Below are 23527 nucleotides of genomic sequence, written 5' to 3'. Positions count from 1 at the left end.
ATACCGCGATAAGAAACCATCCCTGACCGAAACCCGTGCCACTGATGCAATCCTGCGATCAGCTTCAAGCCTTGTTCGTCACCAGCCCCGGCAAGGCATGCGCCAGGGCGTTGATGGCGAAACCGATAAACATCACCCCGCACAACCGGGTAATCGCCAGCTCATGGCGTTGATACAAGGTGCGCACCCGTCGCGCCCCGACAATGCCGATGAGGATAGCGTAGGCGATAAGCCCACCGACGAAACTCAGGAAAATCAGCCACGGCAGCATCGACCAGGTCAGCAACTCGGCGCGGCTCGACAACAAGGCCGTGAAGGTGGCGACTGCTACCGGGTATGCCTTGGGATTGGTCAGGCCGAACAGGATGCCATGCCAGAAGGGCTGTCGCGCGGGCCCTTCTGGCGCCTCGACACCACTGCGACGCGCCCGCACCGCACGCCAGCCGAGCCAGAACAGATACAGGCCACTGAGCACACCCAGCACATCGAACGCGGTGCTGCCGATTTCCCGCGCCCCGACAATCGCCACCAGCGCCGTGCTGCACCAGATCACATCGCCCAGCAAATGCCCGCAGAGAAACCCGGCCCCCGCCCGCCGCCCATGGGCCGCGCCAATCCCGAACACCGCCAGCACACCCGGCCCCGGGGTGATGCCATAAATGAAACCCGAGGCAAGCACGGCCATTAGCAGCGATGGGGTCATGGGAAGTCCTTTTGAACTGTTTGGTGAATGGTGGCCAGTCTATATCAGGTTATTGGGTGTTGACTGAAAGATCTCGACAGACGAACGGGCTGGCCGTTACCCGGCAACTACGGTGTAGTATGTTGTATTACAAACAACTACACCGAGATCATCATGTCAGTCATGTCCCTGCGCGTACCCGATGAAATCGCCGATACCCTCGCCAGCCTTTCCAAGGCAACTGGCCGCAGCAAATCATTTTTGGCCGTGGATGCGTTACGGGAGTACCTGGCCCGGGAAGCTTGGCAAATAGAAGAGATTCAGAAAGCACTGAAAGAAGCCGATGCCGGTGACTTCGCAACAACAGATGAAGTGAAAGCTATCGCTGACAAGTGGACAACCAATGCGCGTTGAGTGGCTACGTACGGCGTTGAAAAATCTTGATGACGAAGCCGCATACATCGCAAAAGAGAATCCAAAGGCTGCCGCAGATTTCGTCCAGGCTGTATTCGCCAGCGTGGACCATCTTGCTCACTTTCCAGCGACCGGCCATGAAGGGCGTTTACCCGGCACCCGGGAATGGGTCATGACCGATCGCCCCTATCTGATTCCCTATCGCGTTCGTAAAGATCGCTTACAGGTTCTTCGAATCTTTCACACACGTCGCCTTCCACCTGCTCTTTGGTAATCATCAATTCAGCCTTCCCCTCTCCCCCCAATCAGCCCGTTCAACCAATTCAACGCCTGATCCCCACCCCGCCGCTTGTGCCACACCAGCACAAAGCTGAACGAGGGAATGTGAAACGGTGGCGGGACAACGATCAGTGATGATTCATCAATGTCGCGCAGGGCCCGGGATGCGACGGTGAGTATCAAGTCGGTGCCGCTGATGAGATCCGGCGCAACGTTCCAGTGCGGCAGGCTGATCGCCACTCGGCGGCGCTCACGCAGTGCGGTCAATGCGCGTTCGATTTCCGGGGTGCCGCTGCCGCGCATTTCCAGCAGCACGTGGGGGCGACTCAGGTAAGTGGGCAGATCGAGGTCACCATTGAGTGTGTTGCGGTCCAGCAAACACGCGTAGTGCTCTTCGAACAGCGGCGTGCTGCGCAACTCGTTGGGCATTTCCGGAAACACGCCGACGGCGACATCGATGTCACCGTTGAGCACGCCTTCGAGCATGCCTTCACGGCTGGCGTGGCTGATCTGCAGATCGATGCCAGGCGCTTCGCGACGCAATTGACGAATCAACCCCGGCAGGACGATGGCGGCGCCATAGTCGGACATCGCCAGGCGAAAAGTGCGTTTGGCGGTGGTCGGATCAAAGGCGTTTGGCGCCAGCAGCGATTGCACCTGGGCCAGGGCTTCGGTCAGTGGCGCCACCAACTCCTGCGCTCGCGGAGTCGGCACCAGGCTGGCGCCGGCTCGCACCAGCAATGGATCGCCCAGCAGATCGCGCAACCGCGCCAGGGCATGGCTGACCGCCGGTTGGCTCAGGTGCAGGCGTTCAGCTGCGCGGGTCACGTGCTGTTCGCTGAGCAAGGCGTCGAGGATCACCAGCAGATTAAGGTCGATACGCCGCAGATCATTCATCTGATGCATGTTCTGGATAACAAAACGGAATTTAAATCTGCTCGATGAATACCCTAGAGTCCAGCAAAACCTGTTGGAGCCTGAACATGAGTACGCTGCACGGAATCGGTTTTCTTTTACTCGCCGTGATTGCCGGGGCGGTGGTGCCTTTCCAGAGTGCGATCAACTTCAACCTGGGGCGTGGCCTGGGCCATCCGTTGTGGGCGACGTTGGCGTCGTTGCTGGTGAGCATTGTGGTGTTGATGCCGATCATCCTGGCGCTGCGCTTGCCACTGCCTTCGTTGGCATTCGTGACCAGGGCTCCACTGTGGATGTGGGCCGGAGGGGCTTTCGGGGTGTGTTTCATTTCGCTGGCGGTGGTGCTGTTGCCCAAGTTGGGGGCTTCGGGGTTCCTGGCCCTGTCACTGGCGGGGCAAGTGGTGGCGTCGCTGGTGCTGGATCACTTTGGGTGGTTTGGGTTGCTGGAGCGGCATGTCACCTTGCCGAGATTGGCCGGGGCGTTGATGTTGGTTGGCGGGGTGGTGTTGATTCAGTTTTGTGATGCGCTGGGGAAATCGGTGACTGTGACTTCTTGAAGATCAAAAGATCGCAGCCTGCGGCAGCTCCTACAAGGGTGCGTGGTCCTTGTGGGGGCTGCCGTAGCCTGCGAATCCTTAAATCTTGTCGAGGGTCCGCAGCTTCTGCGGCAATCCCCACATCAGCAGCGCCACGGCGATCAGCGCGCAAACGCCGATGACATACAGCGCCGGGGTGGTGCTTCCGGTCATGTCCTTGATCCGCCCGACCATGACCGGGCTGACAATGCCGCCGAACTGGCCGAGGGTGTTGATCACCGCGATCCCGCCTGCGGCACCTGCTCCCGCACCGGCGAGCAGTTTTGGCGGCAGGGTCCAGAAGCTCGGGATCGAGGCGATGATCCCGGCACCCAGCAGGCCCAGCGCGACAATCAGGAAGGTCGTGTGGCTGGCGAAGATCCCCGCGCTGAAGAAGCCCAGTGCACCCACCGCCACCAGGCCGGCCACGAACTTGCGCCGCTCGCCCGAGGCATCGGACAAGCGCCCGATCACCACCATGCTGATGGCACCGCAGATGTAGGGGATGGCGGTCAGCAAGCCGATCATCACCGGGCTTTCGGTCCCCGCGCTGCGGATCAGTTGCGGTGCCCAGAAGTTCAGGCCGTAGGAGGCGACCTGGATCAGGAAGTAGATCAGGCCCAGGGTCAGGAAGCCCGGAATCTTCAGGGCCGCGAGCAGCGAGCCGCCGGACTTGTGCGGTTCATGGTGAGCGATGCGACTGGCCAGCAGCGTCTTCTCCGAAGCGGTCAGCCAATGGGCGTCTTCAATGCGGTCCTTGAGCAGGGTCAGCACCAGCAAGCCAAGGCCGATGCACGGCACGCCACCGAGCAGGAACAACCAGTGCCAGCCGCGCATTTGCAGCACGCCATCCAGGTGTTGCAGCACCAGCCCGGAGAACGGCGCGCCCACCAGACCGGCAAAGGCGGAAGCGAGGAACAGCATCGAGGTGATGCGCCCGCGATAGTGCTGCGGGAACCACAGCGTCAGGTAGTACAGCACGCCCGGGGCAAAACCGGCTTCCATCGCACCTATCACGAAGCGCAGTGCGTAGAACTGCCATTCGCTGTTGACGAACACCATCAAGGCGGTGGCCAGGCCCCAGGACATCATGATCCGGGCGATCCAGCGCCGGGCTCCGACCTTGTACAGCATCATGTTGCTGGGCACTTCGAAGATCACATAACCGACCACGAACAACCCGGCACCCAGGCCGTAGGCGGTGTCGCTCAGGCTCAGGTCGGTCTGCAACTGGAACTTGGCGAAGCTGATGTTGATGCGGTCGAAGAAGGCGAACAGGTAGCAGACCATGATCAGCGGCATCAACCGCCAGGCGACCTTGCTGACCAGGGCTTTTTCTTCGTCGTGGCTGACGGCCGGGCTCGCCCCGGCCTCCATTGCATTAAGGCTCATTGCGTTTCTCCAGGCGGACTTCCCTTGGGGTGTCCGATTGTTTTTGTTGTCTGGTAAATGTTCGATTTCACTGTAGGAGCGAGCCTGCTCGCGATGAACCTGAGAACGCCATGGGGTAACAGGCATCCAGCGTTATCGTTAACGTCCATCGCGAGCAGGCTCGCTCCTACAGGGGATTGCGGTCAGGTGGGGATCGGATGCAAATCGCAATTACGCCCGGCCTTGGCCAGTTGCCCGGGCACTTCATGGCCAAGCAACGCCGGCAGCCCTCGCGATAACTTCAGCAACAGCGGCAAATCGATACCGGTGTGAATCCCGACTTCATCGCACAGGTTGACCAGGTCTTCAGTACAGATATTCCCCGAGGCCCCCGGTGCGAACGGGCAACCGCCAAGCCCGCCTAGCGCTGCGTCGAAGCGTCGAGCACCCGCCTCGTAGGCCGCCAGCACATTGCACAGGCCCAGGCCGCGGGTGTTGTGGAAATGCAGGGTCAGGTCCGCCGGCGATACCCGCTGCAAGACCCTTCGCACCAGCCGATCCACCTGGCGCGGGTTGGCCATGCCGGTGGTGTCGGCCAGGGTGATGCCCGGGATGCCGAGTTCCTGGTAGGCGTCGACGATTTGCAGCACCCGGTCCTCATCGATCCGGCCTTCGAACGGGCAGCCGAAGGTGGTGGCGATGCTGGCGTTGAGTCGCACCTTCGAGCCCTGCACGAACTGGACGATTTCGCCGAACGCCGCCAGCGAGTCTTCGCAGCGCATGCGCATGTTGGCCAGGTTGTGGGTCTGGCTGGCGGACATCACCAGGTTCAGCTCATCGGCGTTGCAGGCCAGTGCCCGCTGTGCGCCCTTGAGGTTGGGGATCAGCGCAACGTAGATCACCCCCGGCTGGCGGGTGATGCCCTTGAACACCAGTTCGCCATCGCGCAGCGCCGGAATGGCCTTGGGCGATACGAACGATCCGCCTTCGATGCGGCTGAATCCGGCCAGCGACAGCTGATCGATCAGGGCAATCTTGTCGACGGTTTCGACCCAGGTCGGCTCGATCTGCAAGCCGTCGCGAGGGGAGACTTCCTGAACGATCAGGCTGTCGGAATAATCCGTGATCATTGCACCACTCCTTCGACTTTCAAGCGTTCGATGTCGGCCCCGGTCAGGCCCAGTTGGGCGAGGATTCCATCGGTGTGCTGGCCCAGTCCGGGGCCGGACCAGTTCACCTCACCCGGGGTCTCCGAGAGTTTGGGCACGATGCCCGGCATTTTCACAGTGGCGCCGCCCGGCAGCTCGGCATTGAGCAACATGTCCCGGGCCTGATAGTGCGGGTCGGCGACGATGTCGGCCACCGAATAGATGCGCCCGGCCGGCACTTCAGCGGCCTCCAGCGCTACCAGCACGTCGTCGATCGGCAGGCTGCTGGTCCAGTGGGTGATGGCCGCGTCGAGCAGGTTGCTCTTGGCCGCACGCCCATCGTTATGGGCGAACTCGGGGTCTTCGGCCAGGTCTGCGCGACCTATGGTGTGCATCAGGCGACGATAGATCGGGTCGCTGTTGCCGGCGATCACCACGTAGGCGCCGTCCGCCGTGAGGTAGGTATTGGAAGGTGCGATGCCCGGCAAGGCGCCGCCGGTGCGTTCACGGACATGGCCGAGCATGTCGTACTCCGGCACCAGGCTTTCCATGACGTTGAACACGCTTTCGGCCAGCGACACATCGACAATTTGCCCCACGCCCTGCCCGGTCTTGACCCGCAGCAACGACATCAGCGCACCGATCACCGCGTGCAACGACGCCAGCGAATCGCCCAGGCTGACGCCCACCCGTGCCGGCGGTGAGCCCGGGGTGCCGGTGGTGTAACGGATGCCGCCCATGGCCTCGCCGATGGCGCCGAAGCCCGGGCGATCACGGTAGGGACCGGTCTGGCCGTAGCCGGAGATGCGCACCAGGGTCAGGTTGGGGTTGAGCGCGTGCAGTACATCCCAGCCCAGGCCGAGTTTTTCCAGCGCACCGGGGCGCAGGTTTTCGATCAGCACATCGGCACTGGTCGCCAGTTGCTTGACCAGCTCGATGCCTTCGGGGGATTTGAGGTTCAGCGCCAGGGACTTCTTGTTGCGCGATTGCAGGTACCACCACAGCGAGGTGCCTTCGTGCAGCTTGCGCCATTTACGCAGGGGATCGCCCTGGCCCATGGCTTCGATCTTGATCACCTCGGCGCCGAACTCGGCGAGCATGCGCGCGGCGAATGGCGCGGCGATCAGCGTGCCGATCTCGATCACTTTGATTGCACTCAAGGGGGCAGTCATCGCGGGGTACCTCTTGTTCTTGGAATATGGGGCCAAGGCTAGAGGACGATGGGGAATGGAATCCAACCTTCAGTTGGCAACGAGCGTTCGCGAAATGCGAACGCAGGTGATTGACTTGAAATCGCTATCGCGGGCAAGCCTTGCTCCCACAGGGTTTTCGGCCAGCCGCAGAGTTTTGTCCAACACAAAACCCTGTGGGAGCAAGGCTTGCCCGCGATGAGGCCAGTGAATTCAACAGAGAACCTTCAGGCCTGCCCACGCAAATGCTCAAACAACATCCGGCTCACCGGCGACAACAACGCCTCATCCCGCACCACCAGAATCAACGCCCGGTCCGACCAGTCATCGGTCAACGGCACCGCATGCAACCCCAACGCCCGGCCAAACAATTCATAGGCCCGTTGCGGCAGCACGCCAATGCCCATGTTGGCCTGGATCATGCGGCACATGGCGTCAAAACCCGGCACATGAATGCGTACCCGCAAGACCCTGCCCGCCTCCCGCGCCGCTGCATGGGTGCGCATATTGATCGAACTGGCCGCGTGCAGACCGACGTAATCACTGTCCAGCGTATCGGCAAATGCCAGGCTCGAACAACTGGCCAATGGGTGATCCGGCAGCATCAGCACCATCAGTTTGTCCTGACGATAAAGCACGCTGTGCAGGCCCTTGATGTCGCTGTCGCTGGAACAGATTCCCAGGTCGGCCACGCCATCGAGCACCCCTTGAACCACCCCGGAGCTGGGCCGTTCCTCAAGGTCGGTTTTCACCTGCGGATGGCGCTCGGAAAAATCCCGCAGGTCTTCGGGGAGGAACTGAATGATCGCCGACAGGTTGGCGAGCATCCGCACGTAACCGCGCACACCGTGACTGTGCTCGCCCAGCTCCAGGCCCATCTTCTCCACGTTGAACAGCATCTGCCGGGCATGGTGCAGCAAGGTTTCACCGGCCGGCGTCAGCGTCATGCCCTTGGCCTGGCGCACGAACAGGCTAATGCCCAGCGCCTCTTCCAGTTCCATCAAGCGCTTGCTCGCCGCCGACACCGCAATCGCCTCGCGCGCGGCGGCACGGGTCAGGGTGCCTTCTTCATGGACGGCGACGAACAGTTGCAGGGTGATCAGGTCGAGGCGGCGGATCAGGCTTTTTTGCAGCATCAGGGACTCGCGATGTCAACTCGGGCGAAGTCGCAGCATAACGCTGTTCGTCCGGACCGTGCCGTGGTCCGGGCCCCCGGTCGTGATAAAGTCGCCGCCCATCAGACCTTTTGCTTCGAGACTGTGACCGCAATGACCGATTTCCTGGATGTCGACGCCCACCTTGAAGACTGGAACACCTTGCGCAACAGCGCTGCGTTCGCCGGCTTGCTGGTGGGCAACGGCGCCAGTCGCGCGGTGTGGGACGATTTCGGCTACGACTCGCTGTTCGAAAACGCCCGCACCGTCGAAGAAAAACCGCTGAGCCCGTCGGAACTGAGCGTGTTCGACGCCATGCAGACGCGCAGTTTCGAGCAGGTGCTGGGAGCACTGAAGACCACCAGCCGGGTCAACAAGGCACTGGCCGTCAGCTCCGCCGCCCCGCGCAATCGTTACTACGCGATCAAGGAAGCGCTGATCAACACCGTGCATGCGGTACACATTCCCTGGCGCCTGGTCGAAGCGTCGACCCTGCAGACGATCAATCGGGAACTGGCCAGCTATCGCACGGTGTTCACCACCAACTACGACCTGCTCAACCACTGGGCCATTCAGCATCAACCGGATGCGATCAGCGACCTGTTCGAGGGCACGGAACCGTCCTTCGATCTGAGTGCCACCGCTACCGACAAGACCCGCCTGCTGTACCTGCACGGCGGCCTGCACCTGGTGCGCAATCAGGACGGTACCGCGCGCCGGATGACGTCGACCGAAGGCACGCTGCTGGGCAATTTCGCCATCAACAATACGATCAAGACCCTCGACGACGTGCCGCTGTTCGTCAACGAAGGGTCGAGCGCGGACAAGCTCAAGACCATCCGCAGCTCGGATTACCTGTCGTTCTGCCACGCGCAGTTGCTAAGCCATGGCGACGGGTTGTGCATTTTCGGCCATGGGCTGGGCGAGCAGGACGGCCATATCGTGCAGGCCTTGCGCCAGGCGAAACCCAAGGTTGTGGCGATTTCGATTTACCCGCGCAGCCAGGCGTTCATACTGCACCAGAAGCGGCATTACGCGAAGGTGTTCGAGGGGACGGGGGTTGAGTTGCGGTTTTATGATTCGAAGACCCATGCGTTGGGGAATCCGAAACTCGCGGTACCGGTGGAGGTTTAAGGTGATCCCTGTAGGAGCGAGCATGCTCGCGATGGTGTGTCAGCCACATGAGTACTGACTGACACACCGCAATCGCGAGCATGCTCGCTCCTACAGGGATAGGTGTTGAGTTCAGAGAACCGGCAGGGTCTTGTCCTTGATCACCTTGGTCGGGCCGTTGGCCTTCACGCTGGCGATGCCTTTTTCCATCGCAGCCGCCGAGGAATAGGCCTCGCTGCTGCCAATGATCTCGTGGTTGCCGGCCCTGAGATTGAAATAGGGGTGGCCATCCTTGGTGGATTTTTTCTCGTAGCGCTCATCCAGCGGGCTGTTGGCCTGGACCGAGGCGATGCCTTTGTCGGCAGCCGCGTGGGTGGTGTACAGCTCGCTGGTCAGAATGGTTTCGGCGTTCGCCGCCTTCAGCACGAACCTGAACTGACCATTGCTGCTTTTGCTCACTTCATACCATCCGGACATGCTCTTTCTCCTTGGCGAATGAGAGGTTGGGCGTTTCAGAGTAAAGACCAGCCCAGGATCTTTGTCGCCTGTACCGGCCCCTTCGCGGGCAAGCCTTGCTCCTACAGCTCAGCGTCGTATGGCCTGTAGGAGCAAGGCTTGCCCGCGATGAAGTCACCACAGTCCTATCTACTTCACCACCGCCCGCACCACCGCCAACTCCGGCGCCGCCACCCGCCGCTGACTCAAATACCGCGTACAGCTCACCCGCAGGAACGAGGCAAAATTCACCACTTCGCCGCGGTAATCCATCACCTCTTCATACAGCTTGGCGATCAACTGGTTGGTGGTCATGCCATCGACCTCGGCGATTTCGCTGAGGATGTCCCAGAACTGATTCTCCAGCCGCAAAGTCGTCACCACCCCACAGATGCGCAGCGAGCGGGAACGCGACTCGTAGAGAATCGGGTCGGCCTTGACGTAGAGCTCGCACATGGACGGGATTCCTCGTTACAGGGTGATTTTGGTGCCCAGCAAGCCGAGGAAACCGGCCAGCCAGTTCGGATGGGCGGGCCAGGCCGGCGCAGTGGCCAGATTGCCTTGCACATGGCCGTCCGTCACCGGAATGTCGATAAAGGTACCACCGGCCAGACGTACTTCAGGGGCGCAGGCCGGGTAAGCGCTGCACTCGCGGCCTTCCAGAACCCCGGCGGCGGCAAGCAATTGTGCGCCATGGCAGACGGCGGCGATCGGCTTGCCGGCCTTGTCGAAGGCGCGCACCAGCTCCAGGACTTTTTCGTTCAGGCGCAGGTACTCCGGTGCACGGCCGCCGGGGATCAGCACGGCGTCGTAATCCTCGGCCTTGACCTTGGCGAAGTCGAAGTTGAGGGCGAACATGTGGCCGGGTTTTTCGCTGTAGGTCTGGTCGCCTTCGAAGTCGTGGATGGCCGTGCGCACGGTCTGGCCGGCGCTCTTGTCCGGGCAGACGGCGTGCACCGTATGGCCGACCATCAACAGCGCCTGGAATGGAACCATCACTTCATAGTCTTCGACGAAATCGCCGACCAGCATCAGAATCTTTTTAGCGGCCATGGGGAGGACTCCTCTGGAACATGTGTAGGCATGCAGGAGTATTCAAGGTAGTCCTTATCCGGCGGGTCGGGTAACAGCCGGCTATTACTTGGTAAACCGCGTTATCGTTCATCGCGGGCAAGCCTTGCTCCTACAGGTTTTGTATCGGTCTGAAGAACGGCGCAGCACCTGTAGGAGCAAGGCTTGCCCGCGATAGCGTCCTTGAACTGTACGCCTAACTCTTTGCCTAGCTGTAACAGCGCGTAACCTGCCGTTTATGGCTAGATGAAGGCTCTTCCAATCACAACAATTCCGGTTGCCATCATGTCCTCCCGCGAAAACACCGGCATGGCCCTGGGCCTGCTCGGCGTCGTCATCTTCAGCCTCACCCTGCCCTTCACGCGAATCGTCGTGCAAGAACTTCATCCGCTGCTCAATGGCCTGGGGCGAGCCCTGTTCGCGGCGGTGCCGGCGGCGATTCTGTTGCTGTGGCGCCGGGAAAAATGGCCGACCTGGAAACAGGTCAAGGGCCTGGCCCTGGTAGCCGCCGGGGTGATTCTTGGTTTTCCGGTGCTGTCCGCCTGGGCCATGCAAACCTTGCCGGCGTCTCACGGTGCACTGGTCAATGGCCTGCAACCGCTGTGCGTGGCGCTGTATGCCGCGTGGCTGTCCCACGAACGTCCGTCGAAAGCCTTCTGGGCCTGCGCTGCACTGGGCAGTGCATTGGTACTCGGTTATGCGCTGATCAGCGGTGCCGGCAGCATTCAGGCCGGTGACTTGCTGATGCTTGGCGCGATTGCCGTGGGTGGCCTGGGGTATGCCGAAGGCGGCCGGTTGGCCAAGGAGATGGGCGGCTGGCAGGTGATCTGCTGGGCACTGGTGCTGTCGACGCCGCTGCTGATCGGCCCGGTGCTGTACCTGGCACTGCAACATCACGGCGAAGTCTCGGCCAAAACCTGGTGGGCGTTTGGCTACGTCTCGCTGTTTTCGCAGTTCATCGGTTTCTTCGCCTGGTACGCCGGGCTGGCCATGGGCGGGATTGCGCGGGTCAGTCAGATCCAGTTGCTGCAGATCTTCTTCACCATCGCCTTTTCAGCACTGTTTTTCGGTGAGCATGTCGAGCCGATCACCTGGCTGTTCGCGGCGGGCGTGATCGTGACCGTGATGCTCGGGCGCAAGACCGCCGTTCAACCCGCGCGCGTCGCCACGACATAAACCCTGTAGGAGCGAGCATGCTCGCGATGGAAGCACAGACTCCGCGGGATACCTGGCAGCCAGCGTTATCGTTGGCGACCATCGCGAGCATGCTCGCTCCTACAGTGGGTTTGGTTTAGCTCAGGTAACCATCGGCCCGCAGCAAGGTTTCCAGGCAATGCTCGGTGATGCGGTAGAAATCCTTCAATTCCTGAATCTTCGCCAACAGCTGGGCCGGATCAACCGGCTCGGCGCGTTTGACCGCCAGGATCATCTTGTTCTTGTTGGTGTGGTCCAGTGAGATGAACTCGAACACCTTGGTTTCATAACCGCAGGCTTCGAGGAACAACGCCCGCAGACTGTCGGTGACCATTTCCGCCTGCTGGCCCAGGTGCAAACCGTATTGCAGCATCGGCTTGAGCAGTGCCGGGCTCTGGATTTGCAGGCGGATCTGCTTGTGGCAGCACGGCGAGCACATGATGATCGACGCACCGGAACGGATGCCGGTGTGGATCGCATAGTCGGTGGCGATGTCGCAGGCGTGCAGCGCGATCATCACTTCCAGTTCGCTCGGCGCCACGCTGCGCACGTCACCGCACTTGAACACCAGCCCCGGATGATCGAGCTTGGCCGCCGCCGTGTTGCACAGGGTGACCATGTCTTCGCGTAACTCGACACCGGTGACTTCGCCTTCGGCCTTCAGGGTGTTGCGCAGGTAGTCGTGGATGGCGAAGGTCAGGTAACCCTTGCCCGAGCCGAAGTCCGCCACTCGCACCGGTTTGTCCAGCGCCAGCGGCGATGACGTCAGCGCATGGCTGAACACCTCGATGAACTTGTTGATCTGCTTCCACTTGCGCGACATCGCCGGGATCAGCTCATGCTGCTTGTTGGTCACACCCAGGTCAGCGAGAAATGGCCGGCTCAATTCGAGGAAGCGGTTTTTCTCACGGTTGTGCTCGGCGGACGGCGCCTCACGCAATTGCTGGGGTTTGCTCTTGAACAGCGAACTCTTGCCCTTTTTGCTGTATTCGAGCTGGGCTTCGTCGGTCACGGACAACAAATGCGCATTTTTGAACGCCGCCGGCAACAGCCCGGCAATGGTCGCAACGCCTTCAGTAACGGGCAGGTTCTTGGTGATATCGCGGGTTTTATAGCGATAGACGAAGGACAGGCACGGCTGCGCCTTGACCGTCACCGCCTTGATGATGATGCGCTGCAGGTCCGCTTCTTCGCCGGCGTATTTGGCCAGCACCAGTTTGATGAAGGCGTTTTGCTCAAGGCTCGATTGCAGAAGATCGATGAACTGGGCGTGATGATCCGGCGCGAGGCTGGCGGGAGTAGCGGTAGCAGACATGGAAAAAACGGCCTCAGGGCGGGGCGGATCGGGAATGGCGGGTATTTTAGGGGGGATGGCGTTTCAGGACACGCAGTTATTTACGAACGGCGCCGCCCCTGTAGGAGCGAGCCTGCTCGCGATGAACTCAAGAGCACCACGTTTCTCCTGAATCCCCGCGTTATCGTTGACGACCATCGCGAGCAGGCTCGCTCCTACAGGGGATCGGGTTCAGCCCAGGACCACCAGGCGATTGGGCAATTCATTGCGCACCTGCGTCACCGGCACGTGCACCTTGAGCAATTCGCCACAGGCCTCCACACAATTGACGAAGCCCTGCAACGTCTGCCCTTCCCGCACCTGCCGGGTAAACGCCGCGACAATCGCGTCCCAGTTCTTGTTGTCCAGCCGACTGGAAATCCCTTCATCCACCAGGATTTCCACATAACGCTCCGCTTCGGAGACAAAAATCAGAATGCCGGTGCTGCCCACCGTGTGATGCAGGTTCTGTTCGAGGAACTGCCGGCGCGCCAGATTCGAGGCACGCCAGTGGCGCACCGAGCGCGGGATCAGGTGGGTGGTGATTTTCGGCAGCCGGAACAGCAGACACAGGACGATGAAGCTGATCCATTGCACCAGCAACAGGCTGTGCAGGGTCAACCAGCCGGTCAGATAATGCACGATCCCCGGCACCACCAGCGCCAGCAGGCTGGCCCAGAGCAGCGGGATGTACGCATAGTCGTCGGCACGGGCGGCGAGCACGGTCACCAGTTCCGCGTCAGTGTCGCGCTCGACCCGGGCGATTGCCTCGGCGACTTTGCGTTGTTCGTGTTCAGTCAGTAATGCCATGTCGTGAAGTGCCTGCTCATTTTTATTGTTACCAGCCGCCGGACGAACCACCGCCGCCGAAACTGCCCCCGCCGCCGCTGAAGCCCCCGCCTCCACCGCCGCCAAAACCGCCACCGCCCAGGCCACCGCCGAAACCGCCCGAGCCTCCCGAACCGCCGCGACCGGCGGGAAGGATACCGAGCATCTGGCAGACAAACACCGTCAGGATGAACAACAACACCAGAAATACGAACAGCGCCGGATGCCGCGAGACGAAATCGTCATTCGGATCGCCGCTGGATTCGTACACCGTCGATGGCTCGTCCAGAGGATTGCCGCCCAGCACCACCAGCATCGCGGCCACGCCGTCACTGATGCCTTTGCTGAAGTTACCGGCCTTGAACGCCGGAGTGATCACCTGATGGATGATCACCGAACTCTGCGCGTCGGTCAGGCGATCTTCCAGGCCATAGCCGACTTCGATGCGCAACTTGCGCTCGTCCCGGGCGATGATCAGCAAGGCGCCGTTGTTCTTGTCCTTCTGGCCGATGCCCCAATAACGGCCCAGTTGATAGCCAAAGTCGGCAATGTCAGTGCCTTGCAGGTCCGGCAAGGTAACCACCACCAACTGCTCACCGGTGGCTTTCTCGTGGGCCTGAAGCTGTTGCGTGAGCTGATCGCGCACCGAGGGCTCGATCATCTGGGCGGTGTCCACCACCCGCCCGGTCAGCTCGGGGAATTTCAATTCCGCCTGAGCCGCCAGGGCCAGTACCCACAGCAACAGCACCAGGCCCATCTTCATCACGCGCATGAGCAACCTCATCGGTCCAACTGTAGGAGCTGCCGAAGGCTGCGATCTTTTGATCTTGATCTTCCAAAAATCAAAATCAAAAGATCGCAGCCTTCGGCAGCTCCTACAGAGTTATTCATCCAGTTCAGAATTTGACTTCGGGCGGCTTCTCCGAACCCGGCGTGGCCTCGAACGTCTCGCGCACCGGCAAGCTGCTGTACATCACGGCGTGCCACAGGCGACCGGGGAAGGTGCGGATCTCGGTGTTGTACTTCTGCACCGCGAGGATGAAATCGCGTCGGGCCACGCTGATCCGGTTCTCGGTACCTTCAAGCTGCGATTGCAGGGCGAGGAAGTTCTGGTTGGCCTTGAGGTCCGGGTAGCGCTCGGACACCACCATCAAGCGGCTCAAGGCACCACTGAGCTGATCCTGGGCCTGCTGGTACTGCTTGAGCTTTTCCGGGTTGTCCAGGGTGGAGGCATCGACCTGGATCGATGTGGCCTTGGCCCGGGCCTCGATGACGGCGGTCAGGGTGTCTTTTTCATGGGCGGCGTAGCCCTTGACGGTCTCCACAAGGTTGGGAATCAGGTCAGCGCGGCGCTGATACTGGTTCTGCACCTGGCCCCAGGCGGCCTTGGCCTGCTCATCGAGGGTCGGGATGTTGTTGATGCCGCAGGCGGTCAGCAACGTGGCCATCACCAGCAACGTGGCGACTTGCAGCCGCGACCGGTAGGACTGTCGTACATTCATCACAGTGATGCTCCCTTCACATTTCATGGAAAAAACAACCGGCGACCCTCTCGGCGGGCTCTTGGGGCATAATCGGCCGCGCCACTGGATTGCATCGGGACAATGGGCTAAAAGATGCCCTGCGCAAAAAACATCCGGCAGGCACCGCCGTTTTCGGCTCAGGTTTTGACTGCCGTATTTGGAAAGCCACCCGAACAACAATAGACGCTCCCTAACTTTTGGCTGACCGGCGCCTCGAACGCCGTTTGGGCCCTTGAGAAAACTATTCATGAAGAAGCTGTGTTTGCTGGGCCTGCTCGTCAGCCTGGCCAGTCATAACGTATTGGCCGCCACGACACCCCCGCCGCTGGAAAACAAGGACGCCTTCATCAGCAACCTGATGAAGCAGATGACCCTCGAAGAAAAAATCGGCCAGTTGCGCCTGATCAGCATCGGCCCGGAAATGCCCCGGGAGCTGATCCGCAAGGAAATCGCCGCCGGCAACATCGGTGGCACGTTCAACTCGATCACCCGCCCGGAAAACCGTCCGATGCAGGACGCGGCCATGCGTAGCCGGCTGAAGATCCCGATGTTCTTCGCCTACGACGTGATCCACGGCCATCGCACCATTTTCCCGATCCCGTTGGCCCTGGCTTCCAGCTGGGACATGGACGCCATCGGCCTGTCCGGGCGCATCGCCGCCAAGGAAGCCGCCTCCGACAGCCTCGACATCACCTTCGCGCCGATGGTCGACATCTCCCGCGACCCACGCTGGGGCCGCACCTCCGAAGGCTTCGGCGAAGACACCTACCTGGTCTCGCGCATTGCCGGGGTGATGGTCAAGGCGTTCCAGGGCACCGGCGCCAACGCCGCCGACAGCATCATGGCCAGCGTCAAGCACTTCGCCCTGTACGGCGCGGTCGAGGGCGGTCGCGACTACAACGTCGTCGACATGAGCCCGGTCAAGATGTACCAGGACTACCTGCCACCGTACCGCGCCGCCATCGACGCCGGTGCCGGCGGGGTGATGGTCGCGCTGAACTCGATCAACGGCGTGCCGGCCACCGCCAACACCTGGCTGATGAACGACCTGCTGCGCAAGGAGTGGGGCTTCAAGGGCCTGGCCGTGAGCGATCACGGGGCGATTTTCGAGCTGATCAAGCACGGCGTCGCCGCCGACGGGCGCGAAGCGGCGAAGCTGGCGATCAAGGCCGGCATCCACATGAGCATGAACGACACCCTGTACGGCAAGGAGCTGCCAGGGCTGCTGAAGTCCGGCGAGATCAAGCAGAGCGACATCGACAACGCCGTACGTGCGGTGCTGGACGCCAAGTACGACATGGGCCTGTTCAAGGACCCGTACCTGCGCATCGGCAAGGCCGAGGATGATCCGGCCGATACCTACGCCGACAGCCGCCTGCACCGTACAGAGGCCCGTGACGTGGCCCGTCGCAGTCAGGTGTTGCTGAAGAACAGCAATGAAACCCTGCCGCTGAAGAAAACCGCGAAAGTCGCCCTGGTCGGCCCGTTGGCCAAGGCGCCGATCGACATGATGGGCAGCTGGGCCGCCGCCGGTAAACCGGCGCAATCGGTGACCCTGTTCGATGGCATGAGCAACGTGATCGGTGACAAGTCGAACCTGATCTACGCCCGTGGCGCCAACATCACCAGCGACAAGCAGATCCTCGGCTACCTGAACTTCCTCAACTTCGATGCCCCGGAAGTGGTCGATGACCCGCGTCCGGCCAACGAATTGATCGATGAAGCGGTGAAAGCGGCCAAGGACGCTGACGTGGTGGTTGCTGCCGTGGGCGAGTCCCGTGGCATGTCCCACGAATCGTCGAGCCGCACCGACCTGAACATCCCGGAAAACCAGCGCGAACTGATCCGTGCCCTGAAAGCCACCGGCAAACCGCTGGTACTGGTGCTGATGAACGGCCGTCCGCTGACCCTTCTCCAGGAGAAGGAACAGGCCGATGCGATCCTGGAAACCTGGTTCACCGGCACCGAAGGCGGCAACGCCATCGCCGACGTGCTGTTCGGCGATTACAACCCGTCGGGCAAGCTGCCGATCAGCTTCCCGCGTTCGGTAGGCCAGATTCCGACCTACTACAACCACCTGACCATTGGCCGGCCGTTCACGCCGGGCAAACCGGGCAACTACACCTCGCAGTACTTCGATGACACCACCGGCCCCCTGTTCCCGTTCGGCTACGGCTTGAGCTACACCGACTTCAGCTTGAGCGACATGGCCCTGTCGGCGACCACGCTGAACAAGACCGGCAAGCTCGACGCCAGCGTCACGGTGAAGAACACCGGCAAGCGTGACGGCGAAACCGTGGTGCAGCTGTACATCCAGGACGTGGCCGGCTCGATGATCCGCCCGATCAAGGAACTGAAGAACTTCCAGAAAGTGATGCTCAAGGCCGGCGAACAGAAAGTCGTGCACTTCACCATCAGCGAGGACGACCTGAAGTTCTACAACGCCCAGCTCAAATACGCGGCGGAGCCTGGCAAGTTCAACGTGCAGATCGGCCTGGATTCCCAGGACGTGACGCAGCAGAGTTTTGAGTTGCTGTAATCCTTCAAACACCGCAATAAACCTGTAGGAGCGAGCCTGCTCGCGATGACGGCCTGACAGTCAACAACGATGTTGAATGTGATGGCCTCATCGCGAGCAGGCTCGCTCCTACAGTGGTTTTTGGGGTGGCGACTATCCGCGCTTATCCAACAGATTCACCACCAACCGATCCACCCATCCCCACACCCGCTGCTTGACCCGCTTCCACAGCGGCCGGCGTCGCCACTCGTCCAGACTCACCTCCTGGCTCAACGCAAAGTCCCGCTCGAAACTCGCTTTCACCGACCGCGTCAGCCCGGGATCCAGCGCTTCGAGATTGGCCTCAAGGTTAAACCGCAAATTCCAGTGATCGAAATTGCACGAGCCGATGCTCACCCAGTCATCGATCAGGACCATTTTCAGGTGCAGGAAACACGGCTGGTATTCGAAGATTTTCACCCCGGCCTTGAGCAGGCGCGGGTAGTAGCGATGCCCGGCGTAGCGCACCGACGGGTGATCGGTGCGTGGTCCGGTCAACAGCAGCCGCACATCGACACCACGGGAGGCCGCGCGGCGCAGGGAGCGACGGACTTTCCAGGTGGGCAGGAAATACGGCGTGGCCAGCCAGATGCGCCGCTGGCCGCTGTTCAACGCACGCACCAACGATTGCAGGATGTCCCGGTGCTGGCGGGCGTCGGCATAGGCAACCCGGCCCATGCCCTCGCCCACGGATGGCACCCGGGGCAGGCGCGGCAGGCCGAAATGCGAGGCTGGTTTCCAGGCGCGGCGATGGCGGTTGGCGATCCATTGGCGGTCGAACAGCAGTTGCCAGTCGGTCACCAGCGGGCCGGTGATTTCCACCATCACCTCATGCCACTCGCTGACGTCTTCGCCCGGCGTCCAGAACTCATCGGTGACGCCGGTGCCGCCAACCACTGCCAGGCTCTGGTCCACCAGCAGTAATTTGCGGTGATCGCGGTAGAAGTTGCCGACCCAGCGCCGCCAGCTCAGGCGGTTGTAGAAACGCAACTCCACCCCCGCGCCCATCAGGCGCTGACGCAGTGCCAGGGTAAACGCCAGGCTGCCGTAGTCATCGAACAGGCAGCGCACCCGGACCCCACGCTCAGCCGCCTGGACCAGCGCCTGCACCATGGCTTCGGCACAGGCACCCGCCTCCACCAGGTACAACTCCAGTTCGACTTGTTCGATGGCGCGGGCAATCGCCACCAGCATGCGCGGGAAAAACTGCGGGCCATCGATCAGCAATTCGAAGTGGTTGCCTTCGCGCCAGGGAAAGATCGGGCCGGCCATGTCAGCGCGCCGTGAAAATCAGCACCGCACCCACGGGTACGGACAAGCTGATGGCCGACAGCCCGACGATCTTGCGTAGCGCTTCCACACCCGGTGCCATGTCGAAGTCTTCGGCATTGATGACCAGTGGCTCCAGAGTCACCACCTGAAAGCGCCGGTCATCCAGACGCGTGGCCAGCAGTTGGGCGTTATAGGTGTGCTGACGACCGTGCAGGTCGACGGTCAGGGGCAGGCGCAGTTCCAGTTGCGCGCCGGAGGCCAGGTCGTTGATCGGGCGCAGATCGATTTGCGTGGTGATCAGGGCCTCGGGAAATTTCTCGATCTCGAACAGTTCCTTGCGCATGCGCTCATCGCGCAGCGGGACGCCGCTGTTGACCGAGTCGAGCTCGACCTCTACCTGCGCCAACCCGCTGGGCTCGACCTTGCCGTGCAAGACCAGGAAGCGCTGCACTTCGGACAGATTGCCATTTTTGGTGCTGACAAAAGACAGCCGCGAGGACTCGCCGTCCAGATACCAATCGGCACGGGCCGACAGGGAGGCGCCGGCCAATAGCAGGATGGCGAGGGTTTGAGTGACAGACCGCTTGAACATAGAAACCCGTGGGGCAGATAAACCTGTGCTGAACCTTAACTGCCCCTGAGCAATAAGCAAGCCTGTAGGAGCGAGCCTGCTCGCGATGAACCTGAGAGCGCCGCGGGGTGTCAGGTTTCCCGTGTCATCGTTGACGACCATCGCGAGCAGGCTCGCTCCTACAGGTTACGTGTCAGGCCATCACCCGCTGCACATCGTTAATGGTCGCAGCCAGGCTATTGAGATGCAGGCTCAGCACCCGCTCCACCGGCGCCTCGTCCATCGGCCAGTGCAGCGCCATGCTGCCCACCAAACGGCCATCGGCGCGAATTGGCAGTGCCACCGCGCGGATCAGGAATGGCAGGCGCACCGGGTATTCCCAGTGGCCCTCGGTGCGCTGGCCGAAGCCTTGGTGCAGGGATTGTCCGGTGACACGGAACAGGGACTCGTCGCTGATGCGCTCACGGGCCGCCAGGCGCTCGACTTCATGGCTTTGCAGCTCGCCCAGACAGGCACGGCCCATGGCGGAATGAAACAGGCTGGCGTGGTGACCGACGATCTGGCAGTTGTTCGGATAGCGTTTGCGCAACGCCGAAGGGATCGAGCTCTCCATGACCTCCACCCGTTCGCCATCAAAGCACGACAGGTCCGCCACCAGCCCGGTGCGCTCACTCAACTCCACCAGCAAGGGCGCTGCGCTTTCCACCAGGCGCCGCTTGAAGCGTTGCTGACTGTCGCCAAACAGGCGCTTGGCGCACAGCCGGTATTGCCGGTCGCTCAAGCCGCGATAGACCCAGCCCTGCTCCTGCAAGGTCAGCAACATGCGCGACACCGTGGCTTTGGGCAGGGCAGTCAGATAGTGCAACTGCTCAAGGCCGAGCGCCTGATGCTCGCCGAGCAACTCGACGATCGCCAGGGCGCGCTCCACGGAACGTACGCTGCCGCTTTCTACCTTGCTGTCCATGTGTTCGATCTCCCGATTAGCGCCTGACCAACATAGGCTGCTTTCACAAGTTACAGCAAGTTACAGGCCCATCTCGAACACTCAGGCCAGTTGCAGACAAGCGGGCGGCCGACGCTTGACCCATTGCGTCAGTTGCTCGTGGGCATAGGCCAGTTGCAGCACAGCGAGGTCAGCCTGGGCCGGGCCAATGATTTGCAGCCCCATCGGCAGGCCGGCCGCGTTGAATCCAACAGGCACGTTCATGGCTGGCAGACCGGCCAGGGTCGGGCCAATCACCACTTCCATCCAACGGTGATAGGTGTCCATGTCCCGCCCGCCGACGACGCGCGGCCACTGGGTCTGTGCATCAAAAGGGAACACCTGGGCAGTGGGCAGCAGCAGGAAGTCGTAACGTTCGAACAATTCGTTCAAGGCGCGGTACCACTCGCTGCGGCTGACTGAGGCCTGGTAGACGTCCAAGGCACTCAGGCGCAAGCCACCCTCGATTTCCCATTGGGCTTCGGGCTTGAGTTGCTGGCGTTTCTGCGGATCGGCGTACAACCCACCAAGGCTGCCCTGCACCAGCCAATGCCGATGCACCAGCCAGGTCTGCCACAGGCGCTCCATGGAGAAATCCGGCTGGCAGGCTTCGACCTTGCAGCCCAGCGTCGCGAAATCCTGCAGCGCCGACTCGCACAGGCTCATCACACCCGGTTCCATCGGCAGGTAGCCATTGTAATCGCCGAGCCAGCCGAGCCGGACATCGCGGAAATCCTGTGCCAGCGGTTGCTGGAAAATGTCCGGACTGCCGGTCAGCGACAGCGGCACGCGCGGGTCGTAACCGGCTTGGGTGCCGAGCAACCGGGCGATGTCGGTGACGGTACGGCCCATCGGCCCCTCGGTGGCCAACTGCTGGACGAACACCTCCGGTGCCGGACCGTGGGGCACGCGCCCCAGGGACGGGCGAAAACCAAAGACATTGTTGAATGCGGCCGGATTGCGCAGCGAACCCATCATGTCGCTGCCATCTGCCACCGGCAGCATGCGCAAGGCCAGCGCCACCGCCGCCCCGCCGCTGCTGCCACCGGCCACCCGCGAGTGATCGTAGGCATTGGTAGTGGTGCCGAACACCGAGTTGTAGGTCTGCGAGCCAAGGCCGAATTCCGGGACGTTGGTCTTGCCGATGATGATCGCCCCACTCTCGCGGACACGCGCCACACTGATCGCATCCTGTGCCGGCACCTGCTCGGCGAACAGCGGCGAACCCATGCTCGTGCGCAAGCCGGCGGTGGCCGCCAGATCCTTGATCGCTTGCGGCATGCCGTGCATCCAGCCGCGGGACTGGCCCTGATCCAGTTGTCGATCACAAGCATCGGCTTCGGCCAGCAGTTCCTCTTCCGAACGCAGGGACACCAGCGCATTGACCTGCGGATTAAAGCGCTCGATCTGCGCCAGATACGCCTGCATCACCTCACGGCAGGACACGTCCCTTTCGTGAATGGCCCGGGACAACGCTTCGGCGTCCATTTCAACAATCGGATGGATGCTCAAGATTTCACCTCAAGGTTCAGTGCGACAGAATTCGTGGCTCGCGGCTTCTCCTGCATGCAGTAGGTACCCAACAGCGTCAGCAGGCAAGTGAACAACACGTAGAAAGACGGGGCTACCGGCGTCGCCAGGACCTTGCTCAGCCAGGTGACGATCAACGGGGCAAAACCGCCGAAGATCATGACCGCGACGTTGTAGGCCACCGAGACGCCGGTGGAGCGCACTTCGACCGGGAACTGCTCGGCCAGCGCCGTCGGCGCCGGACCGAAGAAGCCGCCAATCGCGCTGCACAGCAGCAATTGCATCACCAGCAGGCGCTCCACCGAAGGCGCCGCCGCGACCCACACGTACAACGGATAGACCATCAGGAAAAACGCCAGGGTGAACGCCATCAACACCGGACGACGGCCAAGGCGATCAGACAGCGCGCCGGACAACGGGATCACCACGGTCATCAGCGCCACCGCGAGCATCTGCACCAGCAGCACCTGATCCAGCGGCAGGCCCAGGTTCTTGTGGGCAAAGGTCGGCATGTTCACCAGCACCACGTAGAACGACACGGTCGCGCCACAGGCCAGACCCATGGACACCAGGATCGCCCGCCGATGTTCGCGGATCACTTGCAGCAAACCGGGACCGGTGCCCTTGGCCTGTTTGCGCGCCTCGAGGAATTCTTCCGGCTCCTCCATGTGCTTGCGAATCCACAGACCCACCGGGCCGATCAGCAGACCGATCATGAACGGAACCCGCCAGCCCCAACTGTCCAGCGCCTCGGGCGACAGCAGATGGGTGAACAACGCCACCATCCCCGCCCCGGCAAACACCGCCAGGCATTGCCCGACCAATTGCCACGAGCCATACAGCCCCTTGCGATGGGCCGGTGCGCTCTCCACCAGGAACGCCGTGGCGCTGGCGTACTCGCCGCCCGTGGCGAAGCCTTGCAGCATCCGCGCGACCACGATCAACAGCGGCGCGCCCATGCCGATCGCAGCGTAGTTCGGCGCAAAGGCGATCAGCGCGATGGACACCGTCATCAGGCGGATAATCAGCTGCATCGCCGCCTTGCGCCCTTTGCGGTCGGAATACATGCCCAGCAGGACGCCGCCCACCGGGCGCATGAAGAAGCCGACGCCGAAGGTCGCCAGGGCCATCAACAGCGAGGCGTAGTCGTCGTCGGAGGGGAAAAATTGCCGGGCGATGATGCTCGCCAGAAAACCGTAAACGATGAAGTCATACCATTCCAGCGCGTTGCCGATAACGGCGGCGACCACCTGCCGGGTACGCGAAACGCCAGTGCTTGAACTGTGCATGGGGAACTCTCCAGAAACCTGTTGGGTTTTAACGGGCGCGA

24 protein-coding genes are annotated in these 23527 nt (G+C 61.7%); 6 read left to right on the top strand and 18 right to left on the bottom strand.

Features of this window, described 5'->3' with window-relative positions; translation table 11 throughout:
- Positions 1–64: 64 nt before the first annotated feature.
- Positions 65–703: a LysE family translocator gene (locus DKY63_RS26420; RefSeq protein WP_110966814.1), complete on the bottom strand. Its 639-nt coding sequence runs from the start codon at positions 701–703 to the stop codon at positions 65–67.
- 153 nt (positions 704–856) lie between these two features.
- Between DKY63_RS26420 and DKY63_RS26415 the strand changes: the two genes are divergently transcribed.
- Positions 857–1096 (top strand): CopG family ribbon-helix-helix protein, encoded by a 240-nt coding sequence (locus DKY63_RS26415; protein ID WP_110966813.1) that lies wholly within the window; start codon positions 857–859, stop codon positions 1094–1096.
- A complete protein-coding gene (locus tag DKY63_RS26410; protein WP_110966812.1) occupies positions 1086–1370 on the top strand; it encodes a type II toxin-antitoxin system RelE/ParE family toxin in 285 nt (94 codons plus the stop codon). Before DKY63_RS26415 ends, DKY63_RS26410 begins: the two co-directional genes overlap by 11 nt.
- A gap of 8 nt (positions 1371–1378) precedes the next feature.
- On the opposite strand, the gene DKY63_RS26405 is transcribed toward DKY63_RS26410, so the two are convergent.
- Positions 1379–2281: a LysR family transcriptional regulator gene (locus tag DKY63_RS26405; protein ID WP_110966811.1), complete on the bottom strand. Its 903-nt coding sequence runs from the start codon at positions 2279–2281 to the stop codon at positions 1379–1381.
- Positions 2282–2358: 77 nt separating this feature from the next.
- Here DKY63_RS26405 and DKY63_RS26400 point away from each other — a divergent pair, with 77 nt between their 5' ends.
- Positions 2359–2847 (top strand): DMT family transporter, encoded by a 489-nt coding sequence (locus tag DKY63_RS26400; RefSeq protein WP_110966810.1) that lies wholly within the window; start codon positions 2359–2361, stop codon positions 2845–2847.
- 78 nt (positions 2848–2925) lie between these two features.
- On the opposite strand, the gene DKY63_RS26395 is transcribed toward DKY63_RS26400, so the two are convergent.
- The 4 genes from DKY63_RS26395 to DKY63_RS26380 form a co-directional block, all read right to left on the bottom strand.
- Positions 2926–4257, bottom strand: a complete 1332-nt coding sequence (locus DKY63_RS26395) for an MFS transporter (protein WP_110966809.1) — start codon at positions 4255–4257, stop codon at positions 2926–2928.
- Between the two features lie 182 nt (positions 4258–4439).
- Entirely contained in the window at positions 4440–5366 is a 927-nt protein-coding gene (locus tag DKY63_RS26390) for a hydroxymethylglutaryl-CoA lyase (RefSeq protein WP_110966808.1), read from the bottom strand.
- The gene (locus DKY63_RS26385; protein ID WP_110966807.1) at positions 5363–6556 is read right to left on the bottom strand and encodes a CaiB/BaiF CoA transferase family protein; all 1194 of its coding nucleotides are present in this window, start codon (positions 6554–6556) and stop codon (positions 5363–5365) included. Before DKY63_RS26385 ends, DKY63_RS26390 begins: the two co-directional genes overlap by 4 nt.
- A gap of 245 nt (positions 6557–6801) precedes the next feature.
- A complete protein-coding gene (locus DKY63_RS26380) occupies positions 6802–7710 on the bottom strand; it encodes a LysR family transcriptional regulator (RefSeq protein ID WP_110966806.1) in 909 nt (302 codons plus the stop codon).
- A 132-nt stretch (positions 7711–7842) separates the two neighbouring features.
- Here DKY63_RS26380 and DKY63_RS26375 point away from each other — a divergent pair, with 132 nt between their 5' ends.
- Positions 7843–8862, top strand: coding sequence for a DUF4917 family protein (locus DKY63_RS26375; RefSeq protein WP_110966805.1), 1020 nt, complete (start codon positions 7843–7845; stop codon positions 8860–8862).
- A gap of 111 nt (positions 8863–8973) precedes the next feature.
- Here the strand turns inward: DKY63_RS26375 and DKY63_RS26370 are convergent, their stop codons facing one another.
- The 3 genes from DKY63_RS26370 to DKY63_RS26360 all read right to left on the bottom strand — a co-directional run bounded on the left by DKY63_RS26370 (position 8974) and on the right by DKY63_RS26360 (position 10389).
- Positions 8974–9318: a YegP family protein gene (locus DKY63_RS26370; RefSeq protein ID WP_110966804.1), complete on the bottom strand. Its 345-nt coding sequence runs from the start codon at positions 9316–9318 to the stop codon at positions 8974–8976.
- 168 nt (positions 9319–9486) lie between these two features.
- Positions 9487–9792 carry a ribbon-helix-helix domain-containing protein gene (locus tag DKY63_RS26365; protein ID WP_110966803.1) on the bottom strand — a complete coding sequence of 102 codons (306 nt, stop codon included), beginning with the start codon at positions 9790–9792 and terminating at the stop codon, positions 9487–9489.
- A gap of 15 nt (positions 9793–9807) precedes the next feature.
- Positions 9808–10389 carry a DJ-1/PfpI family protein gene (locus DKY63_RS26360; protein WP_110966802.1) on the bottom strand — a complete coding sequence of 194 codons (582 nt, stop codon included), beginning with the start codon at positions 10387–10389 and terminating at the stop codon, positions 9808–9810.
- 303 nt (positions 10390–10692) lie between these two features.
- Here DKY63_RS26360 and DKY63_RS26355 point away from each other — a divergent pair, with 303 nt between their 5' ends.
- Positions 10693–11583, top strand: a complete 891-nt coding sequence (locus DKY63_RS26355) for a DMT family transporter (protein WP_110966801.1) — start codon at positions 10693–10695, stop codon at positions 11581–11583.
- 115 nt (positions 11584–11698) lie between these two features.
- Here DKY63_RS26355 and DKY63_RS26345 read toward each other — a convergent pair whose 3' ends face one another.
- The 4 genes from DKY63_RS26345 to DKY63_RS26330 form a co-directional block, all read right to left on the bottom strand.
- A complete protein-coding gene (locus DKY63_RS26345) occupies positions 11699–12916 on the bottom strand; it encodes a class I SAM-dependent methyltransferase (RefSeq protein ID WP_110966799.1) in 1218 nt (405 codons plus the stop codon).
- A 210-nt stretch (positions 12917–13126) separates the two neighbouring features.
- On the bottom strand, positions 13127–13744 hold the full coding sequence (locus DKY63_RS26340; RefSeq protein ID WP_110966798.1) for a TPM domain-containing protein: 618 nt from the start codon (positions 13742–13744) through the stop codon (positions 13127–13129).
- Between the two features lie 28 nt (positions 13745–13772).
- The gene (locus DKY63_RS32905) at positions 13773–14534 is read right to left on the bottom strand and encodes a TPM domain-containing protein (protein ID WP_110966797.1); all 762 of its coding nucleotides are present in this window, start codon (positions 14532–14534) and stop codon (positions 13773–13775) included.
- A 124-nt stretch (positions 14535–14658) separates the two neighbouring features.
- Positions 14659–15264, bottom strand: coding sequence for a LemA family protein (locus DKY63_RS26330; RefSeq protein ID WP_110966796.1), 606 nt, complete (start codon positions 15262–15264; stop codon positions 14659–14661).
- A gap of 268 nt (positions 15265–15532) precedes the next feature.
- Between DKY63_RS26330 and bglX the strand changes: the two genes are divergently transcribed.
- Entirely contained in the window at positions 15533–17824 is a 2292-nt protein-coding gene (gene bglX / locus DKY63_RS26325; RefSeq protein ID WP_110966795.1) for a beta-glucosidase BglX, read from the top strand.
- Positions 17825–17956: 132 nt separating this feature from the next.
- Here the strand turns inward: bglX and DKY63_RS26320 are convergent, their stop codons facing one another.
- The 5 genes from DKY63_RS26320 to DKY63_RS26295 form a co-directional block, all read right to left on the bottom strand.
- Positions 17957–19114, bottom strand: a complete 1158-nt coding sequence (locus DKY63_RS26320; protein ID WP_110966794.1) for a phospholipase D-like domain-containing protein — start codon at positions 19112–19114, stop codon at positions 17957–17959.
- Position 19115: 1 nt separating this feature from the next.
- Positions 19116–19706 carry a YceI family protein gene (locus DKY63_RS26315; protein ID WP_110966793.1) on the bottom strand — a complete coding sequence of 197 codons (591 nt, stop codon included), beginning with the start codon at positions 19704–19706 and terminating at the stop codon, positions 19116–19118.
- A 172-nt stretch (positions 19707–19878) separates the two neighbouring features.
- Positions 19879–20649, bottom strand: a complete 771-nt coding sequence (locus tag DKY63_RS26305) for an IclR family transcriptional regulator (protein WP_110966792.1) — start codon at positions 20647–20649, stop codon at positions 19879–19881.
- 81 nt (positions 20650–20730) lie between these two features.
- Positions 20731–22182, bottom strand: a complete 1452-nt coding sequence (locus tag DKY63_RS26300; protein WP_275428117.1) for an amidase — start codon at positions 22180–22182, stop codon at positions 20731–20733.
- Positions 22176–23486: a citrate-proton symporter gene (locus DKY63_RS26295; RefSeq protein WP_110966791.1), complete on the bottom strand. Its 1311-nt coding sequence runs from the start codon at positions 23484–23486 to the stop codon at positions 22176–22178. The genes DKY63_RS26300 and DKY63_RS26295 overlap by 7 nt, the downstream gene beginning before the upstream one ends.
- Positions 23487–23527: the final 41 nt, after the last annotated feature.

Source organism: Pseudomonas putida (assembly GCF_003228315.1).
Classification (GTDB): Bacteria; Pseudomonadota; Gammaproteobacteria; order Pseudomonadales; family Pseudomonadaceae; genus Aquipseudomonas; species Aquipseudomonas putida_S.
Note: the sequence above shows the minus strand (reverse complement) of the source record. Positions and strands in the feature narration are given on the sequence as shown.